Origin of the sequence: Rathayibacter sp. PhB186 (genome assembly GCF_003751825.1) — a bacterium.
GTDB classification, from domain to species: Bacteria; Actinomycetota; Actinomycetes; order Actinomycetales; family Microbacteriaceae; genus Rathayibacter; species Rathayibacter festucae.
The window spans coordinates 148,939-171,508 of the sequence record NZ_RJKO01000003.1 but is presented as its reverse complement, the minus strand read 5'-3'; the positions used below and the strand labels follow the sequence as shown (position 1 = coordinate 171,508).

Here is a 22,570-nt window from a genome sequence, read left to right as displayed (position 1 = left end):
CGGATCTCGATACGCCCGCTGCGCGGGCTACTCGATCAGCATGGATCGCGGGGGCGCATCGAGACCCGTCCACCGTCGGTAGGCGTGACGGTGGATCACGGGACGCCCGCTGGGCGGGCTGCTCGATCAGCGTGCAGGGCGCTCGGGCCGCTGTCGGAGGCGCGGGGGACAATGGAGGGACCCCAGGAGAAGGAGACCACCGTGGATCAGCCGCGCATGAACGTCGAGTCGTTCAACCTCGATCACCGCACCGTCGCCGCGCCCTACGTGCGCCTGGCCGACGCGAAGACGCTTCCGGCCGGGGACCACCTCGTCAAGTACGACGTGCGCTTCACCCAGCCCAACCACGGCCACCTCGAGATGCCGACCGTGCACTCGCTCGAGCACCTGTTCGCGGAGAAGTCGCGCAACCACTCCGACCGCGTCGTCGACTTCTCGCCGATGGGCTGCCAGACCGGCTTCTACCTGATCCTGCAGGGCGAGCCCGAGCTCGCCGAGGTGCTGGACCTGGTCGAGTCGACCCTCCGCGACATCACCGAGGCCACCGAGGTCCCCGCCGCCAACGAGACGCAGTGCGGCTGGGGCGCGAACCACTCGCTCGAGGGCGCCCAGGACGCGGCGCGCACGTTCCTCGCGGAGCGCGACCAGTGGGAGCAGGTCACCGCGTGAGCGCGGTCGAGGCGATCGTCCTCGTCGCGATGGACGAGGAGGCCGAGCCGTTCCTAGCGGCGGCGGGCGGCGCCCCGGAGCCGGTCGCGGTGGGCAACGCGCTGCAGTGGTCGCTCGAGGTCGGCGGCCACCCGGTGCTGCTCGTGCGCACCGGCGTGGGGCTCGTGAACGCGGCCGGCGGGCTGACGGCTGCGGTCCTCCGGGTGGGGGGCACGCCGCTGGTGATCAGCGCCGGATCGGCGGGCGGGCTCGGTGCCGAGGTGCGCGTCGGCGACGTGGTCGTCGGCGACGAGTACGTGCAGACCGATGCGGACGCGCAGGCGTTCGGCTACGCGATGGGGCAGGTGCCGGGGATGCCGGCGCGCTACTCCGGGCACGCGGCGGCGCTCGCCGCGGACCTCGACGCGGCGATGCCGGACGGTGCAGCGATCACGGTGCGGCGCGGGCTGATCGTCTCGGGCGACGTCTTCGTCTCGGGCGATCACGTCGCGCGGGTGCGCGGACTGTACGACGGGGCGCTGGCGACGGACATGGAGTCGGTCTCGCTCGCGCAGACCGCGTACGTGCACGGGCTGCCGTTCGTGTCGGTGCGCGGCATCTCGGACCTCTGCGAGCCCGGATCGTTCGAGGCGCACGTGGACGACGCGGCGGACCGCTCGGCGGCCGTGGTGCGGGCGCTGCTGGACACGGTGGGGTGATCCGTGGCGCGGGGTGGTCTGCGGAGCCGGGTGCCGAGGGTGGTGGGTCTCGATACGCCCCTTCGGGGCTACTCGACCAGCATGTCTTCGATCCGTTGGACTGCTCGACCGGCATGATTCCGGTCCGTCGGGCTGCTCGACCGGCGTGGTCGCCGGCGGTTCATGCTGATCGAGTAGCCCGCGTAACGGGCGTATCGAGATCCACCTGCGTCAGAAGGCGGGTCTGCAGGCCCGCCCCGCTGGTGACGGCGGGTCTCGATACGCCCCTCCGGGGCTACTCGACCAGCATGAACAGGACGCTGCGCGTCCTTTCCCTCACCACCGAGACGCCGACCGGCAGGATTCCGATTCTTTTCGGTGGAGGTGTCGATATCGGCGGGCGCCGTTCGACGGGATAGTAGGAGGGCGCAGAGGGCGCCCGCGAATCCCGAGGAGACCACCGTGAAGTACATGCTGATCATGCGCGCGACCGATGCCGCCAAGGCCGCCTACGAGGCGATCCCGTTCGACGAGATCATCACCCGGATGGGGCAGTACAACGAGGCGATGATCACCGCCGGCGTCCTGCTCGCGGGCGAGGGGCTCGCCGACGACGTCGCGACCTCGGGATTCGTCGTCGACTTCGCCTCCGAGCCCGCCGCGATCACCGACGGCCCCTACGGCGAGACGCACGAGCTGTTCAACGGCTTCTGGATCATCCAGGTCTCCTCGAAGGAGGAGGCGAAGGAGTGGGCGCTGCGCTGCCCGCTCGTCCCCGGCAACAAGCTGGAGGTTCGCCGCGTCACCGACGAGAGCGACTTCGCGGACTTCGCCGACAACGAGTACCTCCAGAAGGAGGCCGGCTGGCGCGAGGACGAGAAGGCCCGCGCCGAGAACGGCTGACATGACGCCGGCACCTCCCGGGGAGGAGATCCGGGCGCGGGTGGACGCCGTCTGGCGCATCGAGAGCGCGCGCATCGTCGGGACGCTCGCGCGGGTGACGGGCGACGTCGGCCTGGCCGAGCATCTGGCGCAGGAGGCCCTGGTCGAGGCGCTCGAGCAGTGGCCCACGACCGGCGCCCCGCGCAACGCCGGGGCCTGGCTGACGGCCGTGGCGAAGCGGCGGGCGATCGACGGCTGGAGGCGGCGGACGGCGCTCGATGACCGCTACCGCCTCCTCGCCCGCACCCTCGAGGAGAGCGTCGACGACGAGTGGCGGCCGATCGAGGACGACGTGCTCCGGCTGGTCTTCACCGCCTGCCACCCCGTCCTCTCGCGGGAGGCGAGCATCGCGCTCACGCTGCGGCTCGTCGGCGGGCTCGGCACGGAGGCGATCGCGCGGCTGTTCCTGGTGCCGGTCGCGACCGTCCAGCAGCGCATCGTGCGGGCGAAGAAGTCGCTCGCGGCGTCGGGCGTGCCGTTCGAGGTGCCGGACCCGGCGGAGTGGCGGGCACGGCTCGACGCGGTGCTCGGGGTCGTCTACCTGATCTTCACGGAGGGCTACGCCGCGACCTCGGGCGATCGCTGGCTGCGCACGGAGGTGGCGGGGGAGGCGCTGCGGCTCGGGCGGGTGCTCGCCGCGCTGCTCCCGCGCGAGCCCGAGGTGCAGGGGCTGCTCGCCCTGATGGAGCTGCAGGCCTCGCGGTTCGCGGCGCGGACGGCGCCCGACGGCTCGCCGGTGCTGCTCGAGGACCAGGACCGCACCCGCTGGGACCGCGGGCAGATCGAGCGCGGCCGGGAGGCGCTGCGCCGCGCCGACCGCGTGGGCAAGGGCCGCGGGTCCTACGGGCTGCAGGCGGCGATCGCCGAGTGCCACGCGATCGCGCCGAGCGTCGCCTCGACCGACTGGGAGCGCATCGTGCTGCTGTACGAGATCCTCGGGCGGGTGTCGCCGAGCCCGGTCGTCGAGCTGAACCGCGCCGTCGCGGTGTCGATGGCGACCGGTCCGGCCTCCGCGCTGCTGATCGTCGACCGGCTGGCGTCCGACGGGGTCCTCCGCGGCTCGCACCTGCTGCCGAGCGTGCGGGGCGAGCTGCTCGCGCGCCTCGGCCGGCGGGAGGAGGCGCGCGCCGAGCTCGCGACCGCCGCCGCGCTGGCCGGCAACGAGCGCACCCGCGCCCTGCTGCTGGCGCGCGCCGCGTCGCTCTGACTCCGGCGCCCCGACTCCTCAAGAGTTGTCGTAGCGGAGGGTCGAGTACGACGACTTCTGGAGAGCGGAAGCAGTGCCGGGAGTGAGAGGTGCACCCGCGGTCCAGAAGTTGTCGTAGTGGGTGGTCGAGTACGACAACTTTTGGAGAGTGCAGGGAGTGAGGGAGCGGGGGGCGTCCCGCGGCGCGCGGGTCAGCGCTCGGTGACGACGCCCGCCTCGACGTGCCAGTGGCGGGTCAGCTGCACGGTCTCGAGCATGCGGCGGTCGTGGGTGACCAGCAGCAGCGTGCCCTCGTAGGCCTCGAGCGCCTGCTCCAGCTGCTCGATCGCGGCGAGGTCGAGGTGGTTGGTCGGCTCGTCCAGCACGAGGAGGTTCGTGCCGCGCGCCTGCAGCAGCGCCAGGGCGGCGCGGGTGCGCTCGCCGGGCGAGAGCTCGCCGACGGGGCGCGAGACGTGGTCGGCCTTGAGGCCGAACTTGGCCAGCAGGGTGCGCACCTCGGCGGTCGGCCACTCCGGCACCAGCGCCTCGAAGGCGTCGGCGAGCGGGACGTCGGAGGCGAGCATCGCACGCGCCTGGTCGATCTCGCCGATGGCGACGCTCGCGCCCAGCGAGGCGCCGCCCTCCTCCGGAGCGGAGCGGCCCAGCAGCAGTGACAGGAGCGTCGACTTCCCGGCGCCGTTGGGCCCGGTGATGCCGATCCGGTCGCCCGCGTCGACCTGCAGCGAGACCGGGCCGAGGGTGAAGGTGCCGCGGCGGGCCACCGCTGCGTTCAGCGTCGAGACGACCGAGCTCGAGCGCGGGGCGCTGCCGATCGTGAAGGCGAGCTGCCACTCCTTGCGCGGCTCCTCCACCTCCTCGAGCCGGGCGATGCGGCTCTCCATCTGGCGGACCTTCTGGGCCTGCTTCTCGCTCGACTCGGCCGAGGCCTTGCGGCGGATCTTGTCGTTGTCGGGCGCCTTCTTCATGGCGTTGCGGACGCCCTGGCTCGACCACTCGCGCTGGGTGCGGGCGCGCGACACGAGGTCCTCCTTCTTCTCCGCGAAGTCCTCGTACTTCTCGCGGCGCTGGCGGCGGGCGGTCTCGCGCTCCTCGAGGTACGCGTCGTAGCCGCCGCCGTAGACGGTGGTGGTGCTCTGCGCGAGGTCGAGCTCGAGCACGCGGGTGACGCTGCGGGCGAGGAACTCCCGGTCGTGGCTGACGAGCACCACTCCGCCGCGCAGGCCGCGGACGAAGGCCTCGAGCCGCTCGAGGCCGTCGAGGTCGAGGTCGTTGGTGGGCTCGTCGAGAAGCACGACGTCGAAGCGGGAGAGCAGGAGAGCGGCGAGGCCGACGCGGGCCGCCTGGCCACCGGAGAGCGAGGTCATCAGGGAGTCGGCGGCCACGCCACTGGTGCGGCCGGTGGCGTCCAGCGCGAGGCCGAGATCGGCGAGGACGACGGGGGTCCGCTCGTCGAGGTCGGCGGCGCCGCTCGCCAGCCAGCGGTCGAGGGCGAGCGCGTAGCGGTCCGCGATGCGGCCGTCGGGGTCGGGCTCGGCCAGCGCGGAGGCGGCCGCATCGAGCTCGGCCGAGGTCTCCGCGGCGCCGGTGCGGCGGGCGATGTAGCCGGCGACGGTCTCGCCCTCGCGGCGCTCGTGCTCCTGGGGCAGCCAGCCGACGAACGCGTCGCCGGGCGCGAGTACGACGCTGCCGTCGAGCGGGGCGGTCTCGCCGGCGAGGATGCGCAGGAGGGTGGACTTGCCCGCTCCGTTCGCGCCGACGACGCCGACGACGTCGCCCGGGGCGACCGTGAGGTCGAGGCGGTCGAACAGGGTGCGGTGCGCGTAGCCTCCGGAGAGGCCCTTGGCGACGAGGGTGGCGGTCACCGGTCCAGCGTAGGCGGGCGGGCCGCCGGCACCGGCCCCCGGTCGCTAGACGCTCTGATTGCACGCGAGTCTAGGATGGCCGGATGAGCGAGACGACGGTCCGGGGCGGCGCCGGCTACTGGTACCCGGACGAGTCCTCGACGCGACGTGCCGTCGAGGTGCTCAGCGCGATGCGCGGGTACCGCGTCTCCGAGGTGGCGATGCGCCGCCGCACCCGCGAGAAGATGGCGATGGGCGAGACCGACCTGATCGCGATCCAGTTCCTGCTGCGGCGCCAGCGCGAGGGCGACCTCGTCAGCGCCAAGGATCTCGCCGCGCACCTCTCGATCTCCTCCGCCTCGACCACCGTGCTGATCGACCGGCTCGTGCGCAGCGGGCACCTGGTGCGGAAGCCGCACCCGAGCGACCGGCGCGGCATCGTCGTCGAGGCGACGGTCGACAGCGATCAGGAGGTCCGCGAGACGCTGCAGGAGATGCACCGCCGGATGCTCGAGATCGCGGAGGACCTCGACGCGGGCGAGGCCGAGGTCGTCGTCAACTTCCTCCGCCGGATGGGCGCCGCGGTCGACGAGATCGACGCCGCCGCGGGCGACGAACCCGAGAAGTAGCTAGACCTTCTAGTAAAGAGCCGGACTAGGGATAGGCTGGCGTCATGGGTCAATTCCTCTACGGCACACCGCCGGCCGTGATCGAGATCGAGGACCGGACCCTCGCCCACCTGCAGATCGTCGTCTACGCGAAGTTCCGGCGCGACGAGCGCTTCAGCCTCACTCTCGACTCGATGCCCGAGGGGGCCCGCGGCCGCCACTCGTTCTGGATGAACCCGAACATCGCCCTGCAGTTCCACTTCGCCGGCAGCCGCCAGCCCACGATCAACCCGTCCTGGGTCGAGGTGCTGATGGACGCGGCGAACGGCGGCGGCGGGCTGCGGCTGCTGCCCGAGCCGCACGCCTGATCCGCGCCGCACGCCTGCTCCCGAGCGTCGTCCGGCATCGCAGCGCCCTGCACGTCTCCTAGGGTGGATCCGTGCGCCCGAGGGTGGGCGCGACGAGGGGGAGCACATGCGCGCACGAGTTCTGGGAGGCGCACTGCTCGCGCTGGTGGCCGCGGGGGTGCTCGCCGGCTGCTCCGCGCCGGCTCCTGCGCCCACGGTGACGGTCTTCGCGACGGCGACGCCGACTCCCGATCCGACCGTCACTGCCGCACTTCCGCAGTCGACCGCCACGGTGTTCGTGCCGGTGCCGGAGGCGACCGTCACCTTCACCCCGAACGACGTGCCCGTGATCCCCGAGACGGCGTTCGCCGTCGACAACGGCGCGATCCCGGGAGCGAGCGGGGAGCCGACGACGAACGGCGCGGGGGACATCGTGACCTACACCGTGGTCGAGGGCGACTCGTTCTTCGACATCGCCCAGCGCTTCGGGATCCCCGTGCAGCAGCTCCTGCGGATGAACCCCGGAGTCGCGGGGGCGGGCGAGGCGGTCTACATCGGCAACGTCATCAACCTCGACGCGAACTACCTGGGCTGACCGCCGGCGCCGGTCCGATCGCCGGCTCGGCGCCGGGCGCTACTCCGACTTCGGCAGCAGGTGGAAGGCGAGCGCGAGCGACGCCGAGATCATCAGGATCCCGCCGAAGAAGAGGAACCCGGCGAGATCGGGCAGCAGGAACGAGTTGCCGAGCACCAGGATGCCGCCGAGGAACAGCACGAAAGAGAGGACGACGCCCAGACCAGTCATGCCCTCATCGTACGGGGCGCGGGACGGGAAGGGCGTCCGGCCTCAGGGCAGCAGGAGCGCTCGCAGCTCGTCCGCGCCCGCGGCCACCGCGATCGTGCCGACCGCCTCGAGCGGGGAGCCGTAGCCCCACTCGACCATGATCGTCGGCACCCCGTGCGCGGCGGCGCCGTGCACGTCGTGCTCGCGGTCGCCGACCATGACGGGCGTGGAGAGGTCGACGCCGACCTCGCGGAGGCGGCGCAGCGCCTCCTCGACGACGTCCGCCTTCGCGCTGCGGACCTCGTCCTCGGAGGCGCCGCAGATGATCGTGAAGTGCTGCGCGAGGCCGTAGTGCTCGAGGACCCGGCGCGCGGCGGACTCCGGCTTCGAGGTGGCGAGCGAGAGCGGGATGCCGGCGGCGGCGATGCCCGCCAGCAGCTCCGGCAGGCCGGGGTAGACGCTGGAGTCGAAGAGGCCGCCCGCGTTGTAGCGACGGCGGTAGACGACGAGGGCGGCCTGCGCCTCGTCGACGCTCATCCCGCCGAGCTCGCAGAACGCTTCGAGCAGCGGCGGTCCGACGTAGGCGAGCAGCTCGACGGGCGTGGGCACCGGGCGGCCGAGCTCGACGAAGGTGTCGACGAGGGTGCCGGTGATGCCGGGCGCCGAGTCGGTGATCGTGCCGTCGAGATCGAAGAGGATGCAGCTCCAGGTCGCCTCGATGCCGGGCTGCGCGTCGGGCGCGAGAGTGGTGTCGGACATGGCGGGCTCCTGCCCTCGGAGGGACGTCGTGATCCCGGCGGTGTGCCCCGTCGGGGGGAACACTCTACGGTGCCGGGGCGTCGAGGGACTGCTCGATGAACGACCGGGCGACGACCTGGGCGATCGAGCCGGCGTCGAGCTGGACGGCGACGAAGTCGGCGGTGCGGATCAGTGCGAACGCCTCGCGGCCGGGCAGGACCAGCATCTGCACGCGCGGGTGCTGCTGCCGGGGGACGGCGGCGCGCAGCTCGTCGGTCGAGGTGAACAGCGGGAGCACCTGCTCGCCGGTGGTCGTCGCGACCACGCGCACGTGCGGCACGCCACCGGGCTGCGAGCCGGTCACGTCGACGACGAGCGAGCCCTCGAGGCAGGCGGCCAGGAGGCGCTCGACCCCCTCCGCGGTCGCGTCGGCGACCAGTGCCTCGAGCGCTTCGCGGGCCGCCGTGTTGCGGTACGGGCCGGGTCGCGACGGGCGGGCAGGGGGTCCGTTCCTCCGGGGCATGTCTTCACGGTATCCGGGTTCGCGCCATCTCTCGAATCTGTCGCGACAATCGCGCGCATTCGATGTCCGAGTGCGCTATGCGACGGATGCCGGGGAGATGAGCCGATTCTCAGGCCGATTGCGACGCTTATCCTGAGTATCGGCGCAGATGACGACGGAGAATCGGACGAATGGCGCCGATAAGTGCTCGACCGCCGACAAGAAGGGGTATTGTCTTCTCCTGTCAGTGACATCCAGGAGGAAAAGTGGCCCAGAAGATCACGCTTGTCGACGATATCGACGGAACCCCTATCGACTCCGGTGACGGCGGCACCGTCCGCTTCAGCATCGACGGAGCCAACTACGAGATCGACCTCGGTCCGGACAACATCGCCGAGCTGCACTCCGTGCTCGAGAAGTTCGTCTCGAACGGCCGCCGCGTCGGCTCGCGCCCCGCTGCCGCCACGTCGGTCGCCTCGGCGTCGAAGAGCGACCCCAAGCAGCTGAAGGCCGTCCGCGAGTGGGCGAACGCCAACGGACACCAGGTGTCCGACCGCGGACGCATCCCCGCCGAGGTCCAGGCCGCCTACGCCGCCGCTCACAAGTAGAGCCGCGTCGGGCGCACCGAGAGGTCGCGCCCGCATCGTCGAAAGGCCCCGTCGATCCGTCGACGGGGCCTTTCGCGTGCTGTTCTCCGCGACCGCTCGTGGATTCTCGCGGAGCCCCTGGAAAGGGGGACGCGAGCGCTAGAAGAGGCGCGTGTGCGAATCGTCGACGCCGCGCATCGACTCGTAATCGAGCACGACGCAGCGGATTCCGCGGTCCTGCGCGAGGGTCCTCGCCTGCGGCTTGATCTCCTGCGCCGCGAAGACTCCGGTGACCGGAGAGAGGTGCGGATCGCGATTCATCAGCTCGAGATAGCGGGTCAGCTGCTCGACGCCGTCGATCTCTCCTCGGCGCTTGATCTCGACCGCCACGGAGGCGCCGCTCGAATCGCGGGCGAGGATGTCGACCGGTCCGATCGCCGTCATGTACTCGCGCCGGACGAGGGTGTGGCCCTCGCCGAGCAGATCGATCTGCTCGGCCAGCAGGCGCTGCAGGTGCGCCTCGACGCCGTCTTTGATCAGGCCGGGATCGACGCCGAGCTCGTGCGCCGAATCGTGCAGGACCTCGTGGATCGAGACGACCAGGGCGTCGCCGGTCTTGCGGTGCGTGACCGTCCACTGCTCGTGGACGCCGGCCGCCCGGGCGTCCTCGTCGGGCTCGCCGGTGCTGAGGGTGCACGGGGGGCTCATCCAGTTCAGCGGCTTGTAGGAGCCGCCGTCGGAGTGCACGAGGACGCTGCCGTCGGCTTTGACCAGCAGCAGTCGGGTGGCGAGGGGGAGGTGGGCGCTGAGACGGCCGGTGTAGTCGACGGAGCAGCGCGCGATGACGAGACGCACCCGTCGAGGATAGACGGGGGCGGTCGGGCGGTGGTCGGACGGGTGGGTCTCGATACGCCCCTGCGGGGCTGCTCGACCAGCATGAGAGGGTCCGGTTGCGGAGCTGGGCGACAAGCATGAAGTGGATTCATGCTGATCGAGTAGCCCTCGCAGAGGGCGTATCGAGATCCGGCGATGTCGGCAGGGCGGAGTGCAGGCTCGTGGTGCTGGGGACGGTGGGTCTCGATACGCCCCTGCGGGGCTGCTCGACCAGCATGCAGTGGGCCCCTGCGGGGTCGGCGCGCGTCAGGCCATGCGGAGGACGTTGCCGGTGACGCGGCGGCCGGCGGGGGAGACGAGGTAGGAGACGAGGTCGGCGACCTCGTCGGGGCGGGCGACGTCGAAGAAGGCGTCGTTCGCGGCGACGGCGGCGCGGACGTCGTCGGTGACCCAGCCGGTGTCGGTGACGGGCGGGTGGACCGCGTTGGCGGTGACGCCGAGCGGGCTGAGCTCGAGCGAGGCGGAGATCGTGTAGTTCACCAGCGCGGCCTTGGCGGCGCCGTAGGAGACCTCGCCGGGGAAGCCGCGCTCGCCGCCCGAGGTGAGCGTGACGATCCGCCCGCCGTGGCCGCCGCGGCGCTCCAGGCGCTCGGCGAGCTCGGCGATCAGCAGCGCGCCGGCGCGGGCGTCGATGGCGAGCACCCGGTCGATGCTCGCGGCGTCGACGCGGCGCTGGGGGCGGCCCATCCAGTCGTTCGGGCGGGTGCGGAAGGTGTCGATGACGGAGCCGGTGGCGTTGTGCACGAGGACGTCGACCGGGCCGAGCGACTCCTCCGCGGCGTCGAGGAGCAGGGCGGCGGAGGCGGCGTCGCGGAGGTCGGCGGAGACGGCGCGGGCGCGGCCGCCGGCGGCGCGGATCCGCTCGGCGACCTGCTCGCCGTCGGTGCGGTGGGCGAGACGCTGGCGCTCCGGCTCGTACTCCGGCAGATCCTCGGCGAGGAAGGCGACCAGCACGGCCAGACCATCGGCGGCGAGGCGCGCGGCGATCGCGGCGCCGATGCCGTGGTTCGCGCCGGTGACGACGGCGACGCGGCAGGGCCCGAGGCCGGGGGCGCTCATGCTCGCGCGCCGTCCTGCACGCGCTCCGCGGGCTCCTTCTGCGGGCGGGCGGCGGGTGAGGCGAGACCGGCGAGGACGACGAGGGCGAGCACCAGGAACAGCGCGTTGAGGAGGCCGAAGTGCTCGCCGAGGAAGCCGATCGCGGGCGGGCCGACGAGGAAGGCGACGTAGCCGAGCATCGCGACGGCGCTGACCCGGGCCGCCGAGTGCGGGCCCTCGGCCGCGGCGGACATGCCGACCGGGAAGCCGAGCGAGCAGCCCAGTCCCCAGGCGACGGCGCCGGCGATGACGAGGCCGTCGACCGGCGCGAGGATGAAGAGCAGGATGCCGACGATCGCCAGCCCGGCGGACGCGCGGAGCACCGGCACGCGGCCGAAGCGGTCGAGCACGGGGCCGCCGAGCACCCGGCCGACGGTCATCGCGGCGACGAAGATGCCGAAGACGACGGCGGCGGTGGTCTTGTCGGTGCCGTGGCCGTCCACCATGGCGAGGGTCAGCCAGTCGTTGGCCGATCCCTCTGCGAAGGCCATGCCCAGCATGATCAGGCCGATCAGCACCAAGCGGCGGTCGCGCCAGACGCCGAGCGAGGCGGCGACGCGCTCGCGGACCGGCGCCTTCGCGACGACGGCGACCCCCGAGGTGTCGAGCTCGTCGCGGACGGGGACGAAGCGGATCGCGACGGAGACGGTGATCACCACGACGACGGCGACGCCCGAGAGGTGCGCGGCCACCGGCACGGCGAGCGCGGAGGCCGCGGCGCCGAGGATCGCGCCGAGGACGGTGCCGAGGCTGAAGAAGGCGTGGAAGAGCGGGAGCAGGGTCTTGCCGAAGGCCTTCTCGTTCGCGGAGCCCTCGACGTTCATCATCACGTCGACCGCGCCGTTGCCGAAGCCCAGCAGGACCATGCCCGCGAAGGCGAGGGGGAGTGCGCCGAACGCGTCCGCCGCGAGGCCCAGGAGCGCGAGACCGGAGGAGCAGACGACGAGTCCGGCGACCATGCCGCGGCGGGCGCCCAGCGCCGACATGATCGCGGTGGAGAGGCTGAGGCCGACGATCGCGCCGATCGACATCGAGAGGATCAGGAGGCCCACGCCGGAGGTGGGGAGCTGCAGCTCGTCGCGGATGGCGGGGGTGCGCGAGACCCAGGTCGCGATCGAGAGGCCGCTCAGCACGAAGATCGTGAAGACGGCGTTGCGCCACGCGACGAGCTGCGGGCGGCTGAGGGCGGAGGTCGAGGGCATGCGGGGTCCTGGCTGATCGCGGGGCGGTCGTGGGGGCCTGATCGGCGATGATCGAATCGATTCGATGCGGGCCGGTCTAAGCTATCCGGAACGCCGGGACCGGTCAAGGACGGGTCGCCGGGCGCCGGCCCTCCGGGTCGGGGACGAGGAGCACCGTGGAGTCGAGCAAGGCCGTGGAGTCGAAGAGCGGCGGATCGCCGACGTCGCGCCCGACCCTCGCGCGGGTCGCGAGCCGGGCGGGCGTGTCGCCGTCGACGGCGTCGCTCGTGTTCAGCGGCTCCGGACCTGTCGCGGCGTCGACCCGCGAGCGGGTGCTGCAGGCCGCCGCCGAGCTCGACTACGCCGGACCGGATCCGCGGGCGCAGTCGCTACGGCGTGGGCGCTCGGGGATCGTCGGGGTCGTCGTCGACGAGCGCGTGCTGCACGCCTTCCGCGACCCGATCAAGATCGCGATGCTCGACGGCATCGCCGACGTGCTCGGCGGGGCCGGCGCGGGCATCCTGCTGCTCACCGAGACCGAGGGCGGCTCGGGGCTGCTGGCGACGGCGCCGGTGGACGCGATGATCCTGGTCGGCTGCAGTCCCTCCGTCGACGACTCCGTGGCGGTGCTGCGGCGCCGCGGCGTGCCGGTCGTGGTGGTCGAGGGGGTCTCCGACCTCGGCGCTGCGGTCGTCTCCCTCGACAACCGGGAGGCGACCCGGACGCTCGCTGAGCACCTTCGGGAGCTCGGGCACGAGCGCGTCGCCGTCGTCTCGCTGCCCTTCGCGAAGGACCGCCGCCGCGGCGCGATCCCGGCGGACTGGCGGTCGAGCCCGAGCATCACCGCGGTCGAGCGGCTTCTCGGGGCGCAGGACGTGTTCGGCGACCTGGCGGTCGTCGCGGCGGGGGCGAGCACGGTCGACGAGGGGGTCGCCGCCGGGCGGGTGCTGCTCGATGCCGCCCAGCCGCCGACGGCCGTGATCGCGCAGAGCGATCTGCTGGCGGCCGGGGTCGTCCTCGCGGCCGAGCAGCTCGGGCTGCGGGTGCCGGCCGAGGTGTCGGTGGTCGGCTTCGACGGGGTGCAGGTCCCGGGGCTCGCGGCCGAGTACGACCTGACGACGATGGTGCAGCCCGCGGTCGAGAAGGGCCGGGCTGCGGCGCGCGCCGTCCTCGCGCTGATCGCCGGCGACGAGGCCGAGCCGGTGCGCTTCACCTCCGTCTTCCACCGCGGCACCACGAGCGCGCCGCCGCGCTGACTCCCTCCGCGAGATGCCACTTATGAGCGGATTCTGCGGCGTGTCGGGCTCATAAGTGGCATCTCGCGGGAGGGGGCGGACGCGGGGGTCGCCGGGAGTTGTGCACAGGGTTGTCCACAGGGTGTTCGAAACTTCGTTCGAGGGTCAACGGAGCCAGACGTCGCCGCGGAAGCGCAGGCCGAGGGTGAGCGCGCGGGCGCCGAGGAAGCCCGCGGCGTAGGCGATCCAGAGGGCCAGGAGGCGCCAGTCCTCGGGCGCGAGGGGCGCGAGGAGGGCCAGCGGGGCGAGGACGGCGAGGTTCGCGAGACCGCTCAGGGCGAGGTAGCGGCCGTCGCCGGCGCCGATCAGCACGCCGTCCAGGACGAACACGAAGCCGCCGAGCGGAGCCGTCAGGCCGACCACGACGAGGGCGGCGGGGAGCAGGCGGAGCACCTCGGGGTCGCTCGAGAAGACGAACGGGAGCACTCCGCTGGTCGCGACGATGACCGCTCCGAGGGCGACTCCGGCGCCGATTCCCCAGGTCACACAGCGTTTCGCGACCGCTCGGGCGCGCGCCGGGTCGCCCTCGCCGAGGAGGCGGCCGAGCAGCGCCTGCGCCGCGATCGCGACGGCGTCGAGGGCGAAGGCGACCGTGGAGAACAGCGTCATCGCGACCTGGAACGCGCCGAGCTCCTCCGCGCCGAGAGAGCCGGCGACCGCGACGGCGAGCAGGATGGCGGCGCGCAGCGAGGCGGTGCGCAGCAGCAGCCAGCCGCCCGAGCCGGCGGAGGCGCGCAGCCCGGCCGGGTGCGGGCGCAGCGGCGCTCCGACGCGGCGGGCGAGCCGCAGGGCGATCACCGCGTACGCACCGAACATGCCCCACTGGGCGATCACCGTCCCCAGGGCGGACCCGGTTATCCCCAGGCCGGCGGGGTAGATCAGCAGGGCGTTCAGGGCCGCGTTCACCGCGAATCCGCCGCCCGCGATGATGAGCGGAGTGCGGGTGTCCTGGAAGCCGCGGAGCAGCCCGGTCAGGGCGAAGACGCCGAGCATCGCGGGGATGCCGGCCATGCTCACCGAGAGGTAGCGGACGCCCGCGTCGGCGACGGCGGGCTCCGCGCCGAAGAGACCGATCAGGGCGGGGGCGGCGATGGCTCCGGCGACCGCGATGACCGCGCCGAGGGCGAGCGCGAGCCAGCCGCCGTCGATGCCGGCCGCGACCGCGCGGCGCTCGTCGCCCTCGCCGAGCGCGCGGCCGACCCGGGGAGTGGTGCTGTAGGCGAGGAACACCATCAGGCCGACGATCGTCTGCAGCACCGCTCCGCCGAGGGCGAGGCCGGCGAGCGGCACGGCGCCGAGGTGGCCGACGAGGGCGGAGTCGGTGAGCAGGAACAGCGGCTCGGCGATCAGCGCCCCGAGCGCGGGCACGGCGAGCCGCAGGATGCTGCGGTCGAGGGTGCGGCGGTCGGTGGTGGTCACCGCTCGACGGTAGCGGGGCGGGCGGGGTGCGCGGGCGGTGTGGGCGTGCGGTGGCTACGGTGGAGGCACCCCGGACGGAACGAGCACCATGGCATCCCGCACTCCCCGCCTCGGCCTCGGCCTGGCCGCCGTCGGGCGACCGGCCTACATCACCGCCGGGCGCGACGGCGATCTCGGGCCGCCGGAGGGGCGCAGCGTCGACGCCCTCCGCGCGCGGTCGCACGAGCTGCTCGACACCGCGTGGGGTCTCGGCGTCCGCTTCTTCGACGTGGCCCGCTCGTACGGGCGCGCGGAGGAGTTCCTCGGCGGGTGGCTGGCGGAGCATCCGGAGCGGCGCGCCGAGCTGACGGTCGAGTCGAAGTGGGGCTACGAGTACGTCGGCGACTGGGCGATGGACGCGGAGGTGCACGAGCGCAAGGAGCACTCGGTCGCGATGCTCGAGCGCCAGTGGTCGGCGACCCTCGCGGCGCTGGGCAGCGCGCCCGACCGCTACCTCGTGCACTCGATCACGCCGGAGAGCCCGGCGCTCGTGGACCGGGCGCTGCTCGACCGGCTGCGCGGGCTCGCCGGGTCGGGCGTCGCGGTCGGGCTGTCGACGAGCGGGCCGGAGCAGGCGCGGACGATCCGGCTCGCCCTGGCGATCCCGGACTCGCCGTTCAGCACGGTGCAGACGACCTGGAACCTGCTCGAGCGCTCGGCCGGGGCGGCGCTCGCCGAGGCGCACGACGCGGGGTGGACCGTGGTGGTCAAGGAGGCGCTCGCGAACGGGCGGCTGGTCGGCGGCCGGGCGCCGGAGGTGCTGCGGGGGCTGCCGGGGGTTCCCGAGGAGCTCGCGCTCGGTGCGGCGCTCGGGCAGCCGTGGGCCGACGTGGTGCTCAGCGGGGCGGCGACTCCGGGGCAGCTGCGGGAGAACGTGCGCGCGCGGGCCGGCGCGGTGCCGGAGGGGCTGCCGACGCAGGATCCGGGGGAGTACTGGGCTGAGCGGTCGGCGCTGGCCTGGCGCTGACAAGCGGGGCGGGTGCGCGGCTCGGGAGGACCTCGGGCTCGCGGGATCGGGTTCGGCTCGCGGGATCGGGCGGTTCCGGCGTGCCGGAGGTGGATTCGCGTGCCGGAGGTCTGCCGGAGTCGGGTTCGGCTCGTGGAACGGGGTCGGGCTCGTGGGATCGGGTGGTTCCGGCGTGCCCGGGGTGGTTTCGCGTGCCGGAGGTCGGCCGGGGTCGGGTTCGGCTCGTGGAATGGGGTCGGGCTCGTCAGATCAGGTGGTTCTGGCGTGCCCGAGGTGGTTTCGCGTGCCGGAGGTCGGGTGGCGTCGGTTCGGCTCGCGGAGTGAGGTCCGGCTCGTGGGATCGGGCGGTTCCGGCGTGCCGGAGGTGGATTCGCGTGCCGGAGGTCTGCCGGAGTCGGGTTCGGCTCGTGGAACGGGGTCGGGCTCGTGGGATCGGGTGGTTCCGGCGTGCCCGGGGTGGTTCCGCGTGCCGGAGGTCGGGAGAGGGGCGAGCGGGTCAGCGCGGTATCGAGATCCGGCGTGGTGGGGACGGTGGGTCTCGATACGCCCCTGCGGGGCTACTCGACCAGCATGTGCTCGATACGCCCCTGCGGGGCTGCTCGACCGGCGTGCGAGGGGCGGGCGGGGCACTTCATGCTGATCGAGTAGGCCGCGGAGCGGGCGTATCGAGATCCGCGTCACCGGGAGTCGGGTCTGCAGTCCCGCACTGCTGACAGGGTGGGTCTCGATACGCCCCCGCGGGCTACTCGACCAGCATGTGCTCGATACGTCCCTGCGGGGCTGCTCGACCAGTATGCAACGGGGCTGCTCGACCGGCATGCCGAGCAGCCCGTGCGGTGGGCCGCTCGATCGGCGGCTACGTGGTCTTCACCGCGTTGTCGCCGTGGTTGCCGATGACCTCGTAGGCGGTGCTGCCGACGGCGCGGACGGGCTTGGCGTTGACGTGGCCGGTCGCCCACTGGTTGCCGAGGACGGAGACGGCGCGGGCGTTGAGGGCCTCGACGCAGTGGGTCCAGCCGGAGCCGGCGTCCTCGCAGGCGAAGATGTTGCCGGTGATGCTGAAGCCGACGGTGCGGGCGGTCGGCGAGACGCCGAGGATCGCGATGGCGGGATAGGTGTTCGCGGCCGCCTTGCCCCCGTTGCTGATCGCGTTGCCGACAATCTGGATCTGCGCGAGGTCCTCGGTCAGCCACGGCGGCATCGTGTAGACGAGGGACTGCCGGCGCGCCCCCTCCATGATGTTGTTCGCGATGGTGATGCGGCGGTTGCCGCGGAGCTCGATGTTGATCTGCGGCGAGCCGTCGAGGTGGTTGCCGAGGATCCGGATCGGGCCGCCCTCGATCGAGAGGTCGGCGTAGCTCGCGCCGATGTTGTTCTCCACGATCCAGGAGTCGATCATCCGGTAGCCGGTCCAGATGCCGGTGCCGGTGCACTGGTCGATGCTGCAGCGCTGGATGCGGTTGAGCAGGCCGAGGTCGCCGAAGGTGCCGTCGTTCAGGCGCATGCCGTAGTCGGTCCAGCCGTAGAGCTGCAGCGAGTCGAGCACCGTCTTGTCCAGGTGCGCGGAGACGCAGGGCGAGCCGAGGCCGTTCGCGTCGAGGATCAGGTTGTCGAAGCGGCAGGCGGAGAAGGCGCCGGTGACGACGGGGGCGTTCGTCAGCGAGCGGATCCGGGTGGACAGCTCGCCCGCGCCGCGGAAGGCGATGCTCGCCAGGCCCTCGGCGCGGCCGATCGATCCGGCGATGCGGTAGATGCCGCGCGGGAAGTAGACCGTTCCGCCGTAGCTGGCGACGGCCGCGTCGATCGCGGCGTCGATGGCGGGGAGGTCGTCGGTGCTGCCGTCGCCGGTCGCGCCGTAGTCCTGGACGTTGTGGACGAGCTCGCCCTTCGCGACGGGGCGGTCGCCGGAGACGGTGCGCACCGCCTCGGGCAGCTGCGCGACCGGGACGGTGGCGGTGGAGTCGAGGCCGGCGACTCCGCCCGGGGAGGCGATCTCGGAGTGCAGGACGGGGTCGGAAGGGGCGGTGCCGGCCGCGGCGGCGCCCAGGGGGGAGGCGAGGAGACTGCGACGGGTGAGGTCGGCGGTCAGTGCGGTGAGAGGGGGCATCCGCTCACAGTCGACCGGTCGGGGAGGCGGCGCCGACCTCCGAAGTGGGGCGTTGGGGCCGCAGGGATCGTCGACAGTCCGGCGGAGGCGGCGCGGAACGACCCACGGCCTAGCATGCCACCATGCCCCGTACGCGCGAGCTGAGCCTCCTGGATCTGGCGATCGCGGGCGTGCTGAGCCTCTTCGCGCTCGTGCTCATCGCCCGCGCGACGGCCCTGCTCATCATCACGCCGCCGGTCAGCTGGGCGTTCGTCGCCGCGTTCGGCGTGGCCGTCGCGCTCACCGCGGCCTTCCGGATCGCCCTCGGCCGCCGCTCGGGCATGCCGGTCGCGGGCCTGACGGTCACGCTCCTCGTGATCATGCAGCCGGAGGCCGACCCGTTCCGCCTGCTCGGCGTCTGGACGGCGGCGAGCCTGGTCACCCAGCTGCTGCAGACCCGGAACCTCGCGGTCGCGGGCTACGTCACGGGACTGGGGTCCCTCGCCGCGCTCCTCTACGTCACCGTCTTCCAGGCGGGGAGGGCCGTGCTGACGCCGCCGATCGCGCTGCTCGCGGCGAGCGCGCTCTTCCTCGCCGTCATCCTGCTCGTCGACCTCCTCCGCCAGCGCGGTCGCTGGGGGATGCAGTGGGAGCGGGGCTTCGGCGCCCTGTCGCCCAAGCGGGTCGGCTTCTACCTCCTCCTGGTCTGGCTGCTGAGCACGGCCGTCTGGTTCCTCGACGCCGTGGTCGTGCCGGCGATGGCCGGGGACCGCGCCATCGAGCAGAGTCCGATGGTCGTCCTGGTGGTCGGCGCGCTGGTCTTCGGCGTGGCGAAGCGGATCGAGGTGCGCGGCGTGCGGCGCCGGCTCGCCGGCGTGCTCGACGCGGCACTCGCGCTGCCCTGGGGGACCGTGGAGCAGGCGGAGCGGAAGATCGTCCGCCACGCGCTGACCTCGATCGAGGCGGACGCGATCGAGGTGCGCGACGAGCCCGCCTCCGGGCGGGAGATCGCCTCCGCCATGCTCCTGCCCGACGGCCGGACCCGGTACGTCGTCGCGTCGAAGCGGGTGAGCGCGATCCCCTTCAACGACGACGACGAGCAGATCCTCGACGCCCTCGCGCACATGGGCGCGGACACGCTGAGCACCCGCTACGACGTCGAGTCGCTGCGGCGCTCCGTGGACCACGACGCGCTGACCGGGCTGCCGAATCAGCGGCTGTTCCAGTCGGCGCTCGCCGCCGCCAACCGCGACCGGCGGCCGTTCGAGGGCATCGCGGTGCTCTTCCTCGATCTGGACGACTTCAAGGACCTCAACGACGGCCGCGGGCACCACGTCGGCGACAAGATGCTGCGCCTGGTCGGGGAGCGACTCGCGGAGGTGGCCGACGAGGGCGGAGTCGCCGCGCGGGTCGGCGGTGACGAGTTCGCACTGGTCCTGCGCGGACTCGACTCGGCCGAGGACGCTCGGCGGCGGGTGCAGGCCCTGGTCGAGCGGGTGAGCGAGCCGGCGACCGTCGACGGCGACACCCTCGCCCCGGTCGTGACCGTCGGCGTCGCGTTCTCGGCGCACGAGGAGACGGACCCGACGACCATCGTGATCGAGGCCGACCGCAGCATGCTCGCGCTCAAGCGCGGGCGGGGCCGCAGCGGCCGGGGGCGCTCGAGCAGCCTCGACGTCACCTCGGTGCTGACCGACCCGGTGCGCGAGGTGGCGTCGCGCGCCCTCCGCGACCGCACCCTCGACCTCGCCTTCCAGCCCGTCGTCGATCTCGGCACCGACCGGATCTGGGCCTACGAGGCGCTCGTGCGGCTGGAGGACCCGGTGCTCGGGCGGATCGACCCGTCCCTGCTGATCCGGACGGTGCGGCACGCCGGCCTGCTCGACGAGCTGACCGTGCAGGTGGTGGAGAAGGCGATGTCCGCCGCCGCCTGCTTCCGCGACTCCGGCGCCGGGGTGGAGTGCATGAGCGTCAACGCGGACCTGGAGCAGCTCGCCGCCGAGCGGCTCGGCCCGTACTTCGCCGCCGTCCCCGAGCGGTTCCCGGGCCTGCGGTTCTGCCTCGAGCTCAGCGAGGGGTCGCTCGCGGCGGCGACGGACGAGCTGCGCGCGCAGGCCCAGCTCCTGCGCGACGCGGGCGTGCTGCTGGCGCTGGACGACTTCGGCACGGAGGGCTCCTCGGCGCTCGCCGTGGCGACGTTCCCCCTCGACGTCGTGAAGCTCGACCGCGCCCTGATCGCCGATCTGACGACCGAGCTGCGCCAGCGCGAGATCGTCCGGGCGATGCAGTCGTTCGCGGTCGCGGTCGGGGTGCGGATGATCGTCGAGGGGGCGGAGGACGAGGAGACGGTCGCGGTGCTGCGCGAGCTCGGAGTGACCGATGTGCAGGGGTTCGTCTACGGCCGGCCTGACACTCGGACGGGGGCGGAGCAGCGGTTGCTCACCACCGGATCGGCTGTCGGCGACTGCCTAGACTGACGCCAGAACGGGGCGTCCTCTCCCGCACTTCCGCGGTCTCCCGCCGCTCCTCGTGCACGACCGTTCCACTCTCCATCCTCGAGCGCCGGACCTCCCGGACTCCCGTATGCCGATCGGAACCCCGCCCCATGGCTCCTTCGCTCCTGCCTCGACGCGCCCTCGTCCCGGCCTTCGTCCCGGTCCTCTGCCTCGGTCTCGTCCTCGGCGCCGCGACCTCCGCTTCCGCCGCGGACCTCGTCGATCCGGCCACCGGCGGCGTCGTCCAGGGGCTCGAGAGCGACGCCGTCGTCTCGGTCGCGGCCGGCTCCGCGCCGCAGTTCGTCACCGTCCCGGTCGCCGACGGGGTCGTGCCGACCCGGGTGATCGCGTCGCTCGCTCCGCTCGAGCCGCTCACCGGCACGCTCTCGGTCATCGTGTCGGGCCGGGTCGTGCAGACGCTCGACGCCGCCACCGCGACCGCGATCGACGCGCCGGTCCAGGCCTCCGACGTCGTGGACGGCGTGCTCGCGGTCGGCTTCCAGCTCGGCGGCTCCGGCGACTCGGGCGGCGCGCTCTGCGAGGTCGGGAGCGAGGTGCTGAGCGTCTCCGGCCTGGGTGTCGTCGTCGACGGCACCCCGACCGCGCCGAGCACCGTCGGCGACTTCTTCCCGGACGCGGTCACCGCCGTCTCGATCGTCGTCCCCGACGGCGCCGACGACGCCCTGCGCGCCGCGGGCCTCTCGGCGGCGGCCTCGCTCGCCTCGCGCTACTCCTCCGGCACCGCGATCACCGTATCGGAGGAGAGCGCGACCGAGGGCCGCCCGGCGCTGGACGCCGCGCAGGGCCGCATCGTGCGCTTCGCGGCGGGGGACGGCGACGTCGTCAGCGCGATCGGCGACGCCGGCGGCGTGCCCGAGCTGACCCTCACCGGCGCGGAGGCGGACCTCGCCGCGGCCGGCGCAGCGCTCGGCAGCGAGTACGCGGGCCTCGCCTCGAGCGCGACCACCACCGGTCTCGCGCAGAAGGTCGTCCCCTCGAGCTCGCTCGAGCACACGCTGGCCGACTTCGGCACCGAGCGCATCGCCCTCGGCAGCACCGGGGCGTCGACGAGCTACACGACGATCACGCAGTCCGCGTTCGGCGGGCCGGTCTCGAGCGTCGAGCTGAACCTCGTCGGCACGCACTCCGCCGTCCCCGAGGGGATCACCGCGACGGCGAACGTCTACTGGAACGACTTCCTGATCGGCTCGACGGTGCTGGGCCAGGACACCGACGTCGCGATGACGCTGCCGGTGCCGACCGGGCAGCTCAGCGCGTCCAACGGCCTCTCGGTGACGCTCTCGGCCGTGCGCGAGAGCGACGGCGCCTGCATCGGCTCGGCCGACTCCGTGCCGATCGAGTTCTTCGTCGACGGCGCGGGCTCGAGTGTCACCGGCGTCCGCGGCGAGTCCGCAGGCCCCGGCTTCGGCCGCTTCCCGCAGGCGTTCGGCGGCGAGCTCGCCGTCGCGTTCGGCGGCTCCGCGAGCGGCGCCGACGCGCTGCGCAGCGCCGGCGACCTCGTCACCGCGCTGCAGCGGGTCGACTCCGACCCCCTCGCCGTCTCGGTCGTGGGCGTCGACGAGTTCGTCGACTCGGACCGCTCCGGGATCGTCGTGGGTGCCGGGACCGACGAGGCCGAAGCGCTGAAGACGCCGCTGCGCCTCGCCTCCTTCACCGCGATCGACGCCTCGCGCCTCAGCTACGGCGTCGGCACCGAGGCGCCCTACGCGGCCCTCGAGGCCTTCACCACCGACGGCCGCGACATCGTGCTGCTGGGCGGCTGGAGCGCCGACGGCGACGCGACGGCGTCCTCCGGGCTGCAGTCCTCGATCGCCGGCTGGGCCGCGGAGGAGGGCTGGACCTCGCTGTCCGGGAACCTCGCGGTCTCCGGTTCGGCCGAGGCCGATCCGGTCCTGATCGACAGCAACGAGATCACCCCCCAGGACGAGGTGAAGGACGACTACTCCTCCTACGCGATCTGGTTCGTGATCGCGGTCGTGGTGATCGGCCTGCTGATCCTCCTCGGCTGGCTGGCGCGCCGCCGCCGGTCGCGGAAGGTCGCCGCCTACGTCGACGCGCAGGAGCGGGCGGCCGGCGAGCCCGCGGCCGCCGCCTCCGCCGCTGCGCCCGCCTCCGCGCCGGCCGCGGAGGGCGACCACCCCGCCGCGCGCCACTCCTCGACCGACTGACCGAG

21 protein-coding genes are annotated in these 22,570 nt (G+C 73.2%); 12 read left to right on the top strand and 9 right to left on the bottom strand.

The features are described 5' to 3' along the window. Window positions 1-216 precede the first annotated feature (216 nt). The 4 genes from EDF45_RS10830 (at window position 217) to EDF45_RS10815 (ending at window position 3,495) form a co-directional block, all read left to right on the top strand. The gene (locus tag EDF45_RS10830; RefSeq protein ID WP_123736308.1) at window positions 217-669 is read left to right on the top strand and encodes an S-ribosylhomocysteine lyase; all 453 of its coding nucleotides are present in this window, start codon (window positions 217-219) and stop codon (window positions 667-669) included. Beyond that, on the top strand, window positions 666-1,367 hold the full coding sequence (mtnN, locus tag EDF45_RS10825) for a 5'-methylthioadenosine/S-adenosylhomocysteine nucleosidase (protein WP_123736177.1): 702 nt from the start codon (window positions 666-668) through the stop codon (window positions 1,365-1,367). Before EDF45_RS10830 ends, mtnN begins: the two co-directional genes overlap by 4 nt. A 441-nt stretch (window positions 1,368-1,808) precedes the next feature. Further along, the gene (locus EDF45_RS10820) at window positions 1,809-2,249 is read left to right on the top strand and encodes a YciI family protein (protein WP_123706090.1); all 441 of its coding nucleotides are present in this window, start codon (window positions 1,809-1,811) and stop codon (window positions 2,247-2,249) included. Between the two features lies 1 nt (window position 2,250). Beyond that, window positions 2,251-3,495 carry an RNA polymerase sigma factor gene (locus tag EDF45_RS10815; protein WP_123736178.1) on the top strand — a complete coding sequence of 415 codons (1,245 nt, stop codon included), beginning with the start codon at window positions 2,251-2,253 and terminating at the stop codon, window positions 3,493-3,495. 191 nt (window positions 3,496-3,686) lie between these two features. On the opposite strand, the gene EDF45_RS10810 is transcribed toward EDF45_RS10815, so the two are convergent. Next, a complete protein-coding gene (locus EDF45_RS10810) occupies window positions 3,687-5,357 on the bottom strand; it encodes an ABC-F family ATP-binding cassette domain-containing protein (RefSeq protein WP_123736179.1) in 1,671 nt (556 codons plus the stop codon). 83 nt (window positions 5,358-5,440) lie between these two features. Between EDF45_RS10810 and EDF45_RS10805 the strand changes: the two genes are divergently transcribed. From EDF45_RS10805 to EDF45_RS10795, 3 genes are all read left to right on the top strand, one after another. Further along, a complete protein-coding gene (locus tag EDF45_RS10805) occupies window positions 5,441-5,965 on the top strand; it encodes a MarR family winged helix-turn-helix transcriptional regulator (protein ID WP_123736180.1) in 525 nt (174 codons plus the stop codon). 44 nt (window positions 5,966-6,009) lie between these two features. Continuing rightward, on the top strand, window positions 6,010-6,312 hold the full coding sequence (locus EDF45_RS10800) for an ATP-dependent DNA ligase (RefSeq protein WP_123447216.1): 303 nt from the start codon (window positions 6,010-6,012) through the stop codon (window positions 6,310-6,312). Between the two features lie 106 nt (window positions 6,313-6,418). Next, on the top strand, window positions 6,419-6,886 hold the full coding sequence (locus EDF45_RS10795) for a LysM domain-containing protein (RefSeq protein WP_123736181.1): 468 nt from the start codon (window positions 6,419-6,421) through the stop codon (window positions 6,884-6,886). 39 nt (window positions 6,887-6,925) lie between these two features. On the opposite strand, the gene EDF45_RS21230 is transcribed toward EDF45_RS10795, so the two are convergent. The 3 genes from EDF45_RS21230 to EDF45_RS10785 form a co-directional block, all read right to left on the bottom strand. Next, window positions 6,926-7,096, bottom strand: a complete 171-nt coding sequence (locus tag EDF45_RS21230; RefSeq protein ID WP_164874567.1) for a hypothetical protein — start codon at window positions 7,094-7,096, stop codon at window positions 6,926-6,928. 42 nt (window positions 7,097-7,138) lie between these two features. Continuing rightward, a complete protein-coding gene (locus EDF45_RS10790) occupies window positions 7,139-7,834 on the bottom strand; it encodes an HAD hydrolase-like protein (RefSeq protein ID WP_123736182.1) in 696 nt (231 codons plus the stop codon). Window positions 7,835-7,898: 64 nt separating this feature from the next. Then, window positions 7,899-8,336 (bottom strand): SseB family protein, encoded by a 438-nt coding sequence (locus tag EDF45_RS10785; protein ID WP_123447212.1) that lies wholly within the window; start codon window positions 8,334-8,336, stop codon window positions 7,899-7,901. A 245-nt stretch (window positions 8,337-8,581) separates the two neighbouring features. On the opposite strand from EDF45_RS10785, the gene EDF45_RS10780 reads away from it, so the two are divergent. Continuing rightward, on the top strand, window positions 8,582-8,923 hold the full coding sequence (locus tag EDF45_RS10780; protein WP_123447211.1) for an Lsr2 family protein: 342 nt from the start codon (window positions 8,582-8,584) through the stop codon (window positions 8,921-8,923). 138 nt (window positions 8,924-9,061) lie between these two features. Here the strand turns inward: EDF45_RS10780 and nucS are convergent, their stop codons facing one another. The 3 genes from nucS to EDF45_RS10765 form a co-directional block, all read right to left on the bottom strand. Beyond that, window positions 9,062-9,757: an endonuclease NucS gene (nucS, locus tag EDF45_RS10775; protein WP_123736183.1), complete on the bottom strand. Its 696-nt coding sequence runs from the start codon at window positions 9,755-9,757 to the stop codon at window positions 9,062-9,064. A gap of 285 nt (window positions 9,758-10,042) precedes the next feature. Next, window positions 10,043-10,855 carry an SDR family NAD(P)-dependent oxidoreductase gene (locus EDF45_RS10770; protein ID WP_123736184.1) on the bottom strand — a complete coding sequence of 271 codons (813 nt, stop codon included), beginning with the start codon at window positions 10,853-10,855 and terminating at the stop codon, window positions 10,043-10,045. Beyond that, window positions 10,852-12,096: a sugar MFS transporter gene (locus tag EDF45_RS10765; protein WP_123736185.1), complete on the bottom strand. Its 1,245-nt coding sequence runs from the start codon at window positions 12,094-12,096 to the stop codon at window positions 10,852-10,854. The genes EDF45_RS10770 and EDF45_RS10765 overlap by 4 nt, the downstream gene beginning before the upstream one ends. Before the next feature lie 155 nt (window positions 12,097-12,251). On the opposite strand from EDF45_RS10765, the gene EDF45_RS10760 reads away from it, so the two are divergent. Next, window positions 12,252-13,331 (top strand): LacI family DNA-binding transcriptional regulator, encoded by a 1,080-nt coding sequence (locus EDF45_RS10760; RefSeq protein WP_243581439.1) that lies wholly within the window; start codon window positions 12,252-12,254, stop codon window positions 13,329-13,331. A 144-nt stretch (window positions 13,332-13,475) separates the two neighbouring features. Here EDF45_RS10760 and EDF45_RS10755 read toward each other — a convergent pair whose 3' ends face one another. Beyond that, window positions 13,476-14,789 carry an MATE family efflux transporter gene (locus tag EDF45_RS10755; protein ID WP_123736186.1) on the bottom strand — a complete coding sequence of 438 codons (1,314 nt, stop codon included), beginning with the start codon at window positions 14,787-14,789 and terminating at the stop codon, window positions 13,476-13,478. Window positions 14,790-14,877: 88 nt separating this feature from the next. Here EDF45_RS10755 and EDF45_RS10750 point away from each other — a divergent pair, with 88 nt between their 5' ends. Continuing rightward, window positions 14,878-15,795, top strand: coding sequence for an aldo/keto reductase (locus EDF45_RS10750; protein WP_123736187.1), 918 nt, complete (start codon window positions 14,878-14,880; stop codon window positions 15,793-15,795). Window positions 15,796-16,651: 856 nt separating this feature from the next. Here EDF45_RS10750 and EDF45_RS10745 read toward each other — a convergent pair. Next, window positions 16,652-17,902 carry a glycosyl hydrolase family 28-related protein gene (locus EDF45_RS10745; RefSeq protein ID WP_123736188.1) on the bottom strand — a complete coding sequence of 417 codons (1,251 nt, stop codon included), beginning with the start codon at window positions 17,900-17,902 and terminating at the stop codon, window positions 16,652-16,654. Window positions 17,903-18,024: 122 nt separating this feature from the next. On the opposite strand from EDF45_RS10745, the gene EDF45_RS10740 reads away from it, so the two are divergent. Together EDF45_RS10740 and EDF45_RS10735 are read left to right on the top strand one after the other, a co-directional pair. Next, window positions 18,025-20,358 (top strand): bifunctional diguanylate cyclase/phosphodiesterase, encoded by a 2,334-nt coding sequence (locus EDF45_RS10740; protein ID WP_123736189.1) that lies wholly within the window; start codon window positions 18,025-18,027, stop codon window positions 20,356-20,358. A 128-nt stretch (window positions 20,359-20,486) separates the two neighbouring features. Continuing rightward, a complete protein-coding gene (locus EDF45_RS10735) occupies window positions 20,487-22,565 on the top strand; it encodes a hypothetical protein (protein ID WP_123736190.1) in 2,079 nt (692 codons plus the stop codon). Window positions 22,566-22,570: the final 5 nt, after the last annotated feature.

What these genes read in the sequence shown, in the direction of transcription:
- EDF45_RS10765 (WP_123736185.1), bottom strand. Translation starts at nt 12,096, where the DNA reads ATGCCCTCGACCTCCGCCCTCAGCCGCCCGCAGCTCGTCGCGTGGCGC.
- EDF45_RS10815 (WP_123736178.1), top strand. Translation starts at nt 2,251, where the DNA reads ATGACGCCGGCACCTCCCGGGGAGGAGATCCGGGCGCGGGTGGACGCC.
- EDF45_RS10770 (WP_123736184.1), bottom strand. Translation starts at nt 10,855, where the DNA reads ATGAGCGCCCCCGGCCTCGGGCCCTGCCGCGTCGCCGTCGTCACCGGC.
- EDF45_RS10750 (WP_123736187.1), top strand. Translation starts at nt 14,878, where the DNA reads ATGGCATCCCGCACTCCCCGCCTCGGCCTCGGCCTGGCCGCCGTCGGG.
- EDF45_RS10800 (WP_123447216.1), top strand. Translation starts at nt 6,010, where the DNA reads ATGGGTCAATTCCTCTACGGCACACCGCCGGCCGTGATCGAGATCGAG.
- EDF45_RS10785 (WP_123447212.1), bottom strand. Translation starts at nt 8,336, where the DNA reads ATGCCCCGGAGGAACGGACCCCCTGCCCGCCCGTCGCGACCCGGCCCG.
- EDF45_RS10790 (WP_123736182.1), bottom strand. Translation starts at nt 7,834, where the DNA reads ATGTCCGACACCACTCTCGCGCCCGACGCGCAGCCCGGCATCGAGGCG.
- EDF45_RS10795 (WP_123736181.1), top strand. Translation starts at nt 6,419, where the DNA reads ATGCGCGCACGAGTTCTGGGAGGCGCACTGCTCGCGCTGGTGGCCGCG.
- EDF45_RS10745 (WP_123736188.1), bottom strand. Translation starts at nt 17,902, where the DNA reads ATGCCCCCTCTCACCGCACTGACCGCCGACCTCACCCGTCGCAGTCTC.
- EDF45_RS10805 (WP_123736180.1), top strand. Translation starts at nt 5,441, where the DNA reads ATGAGCGAGACGACGGTCCGGGGCGGCGCCGGCTACTGGTACCCGGAC.
- EDF45_RS10830 (WP_123736308.1), top strand. Translation starts at nt 217, where the DNA reads ATGAACGTCGAGTCGTTCAACCTCGATCACCGCACCGTCGCCGCGCCC.
- EDF45_RS10740 (WP_123736189.1), top strand. Translation starts at nt 18,025, where the DNA reads ATGCCCCGTACGCGCGAGCTGAGCCTCCTGGATCTGGCGATCGCGGGC.
- EDF45_RS21230 (WP_164874567.1), bottom strand. Translation starts at nt 7,096, where the DNA reads ATGACTGGTCTGGGCGTCGTCCTCTCTTTCGTGCTGTTCCTCGGCGGC.
- EDF45_RS10735 (WP_123736190.1), top strand. Translation starts at nt 20,487, where the DNA reads ATGGCTCCTTCGCTCCTGCCTCGACGCGCCCTCGTCCCGGCCTTCGTC.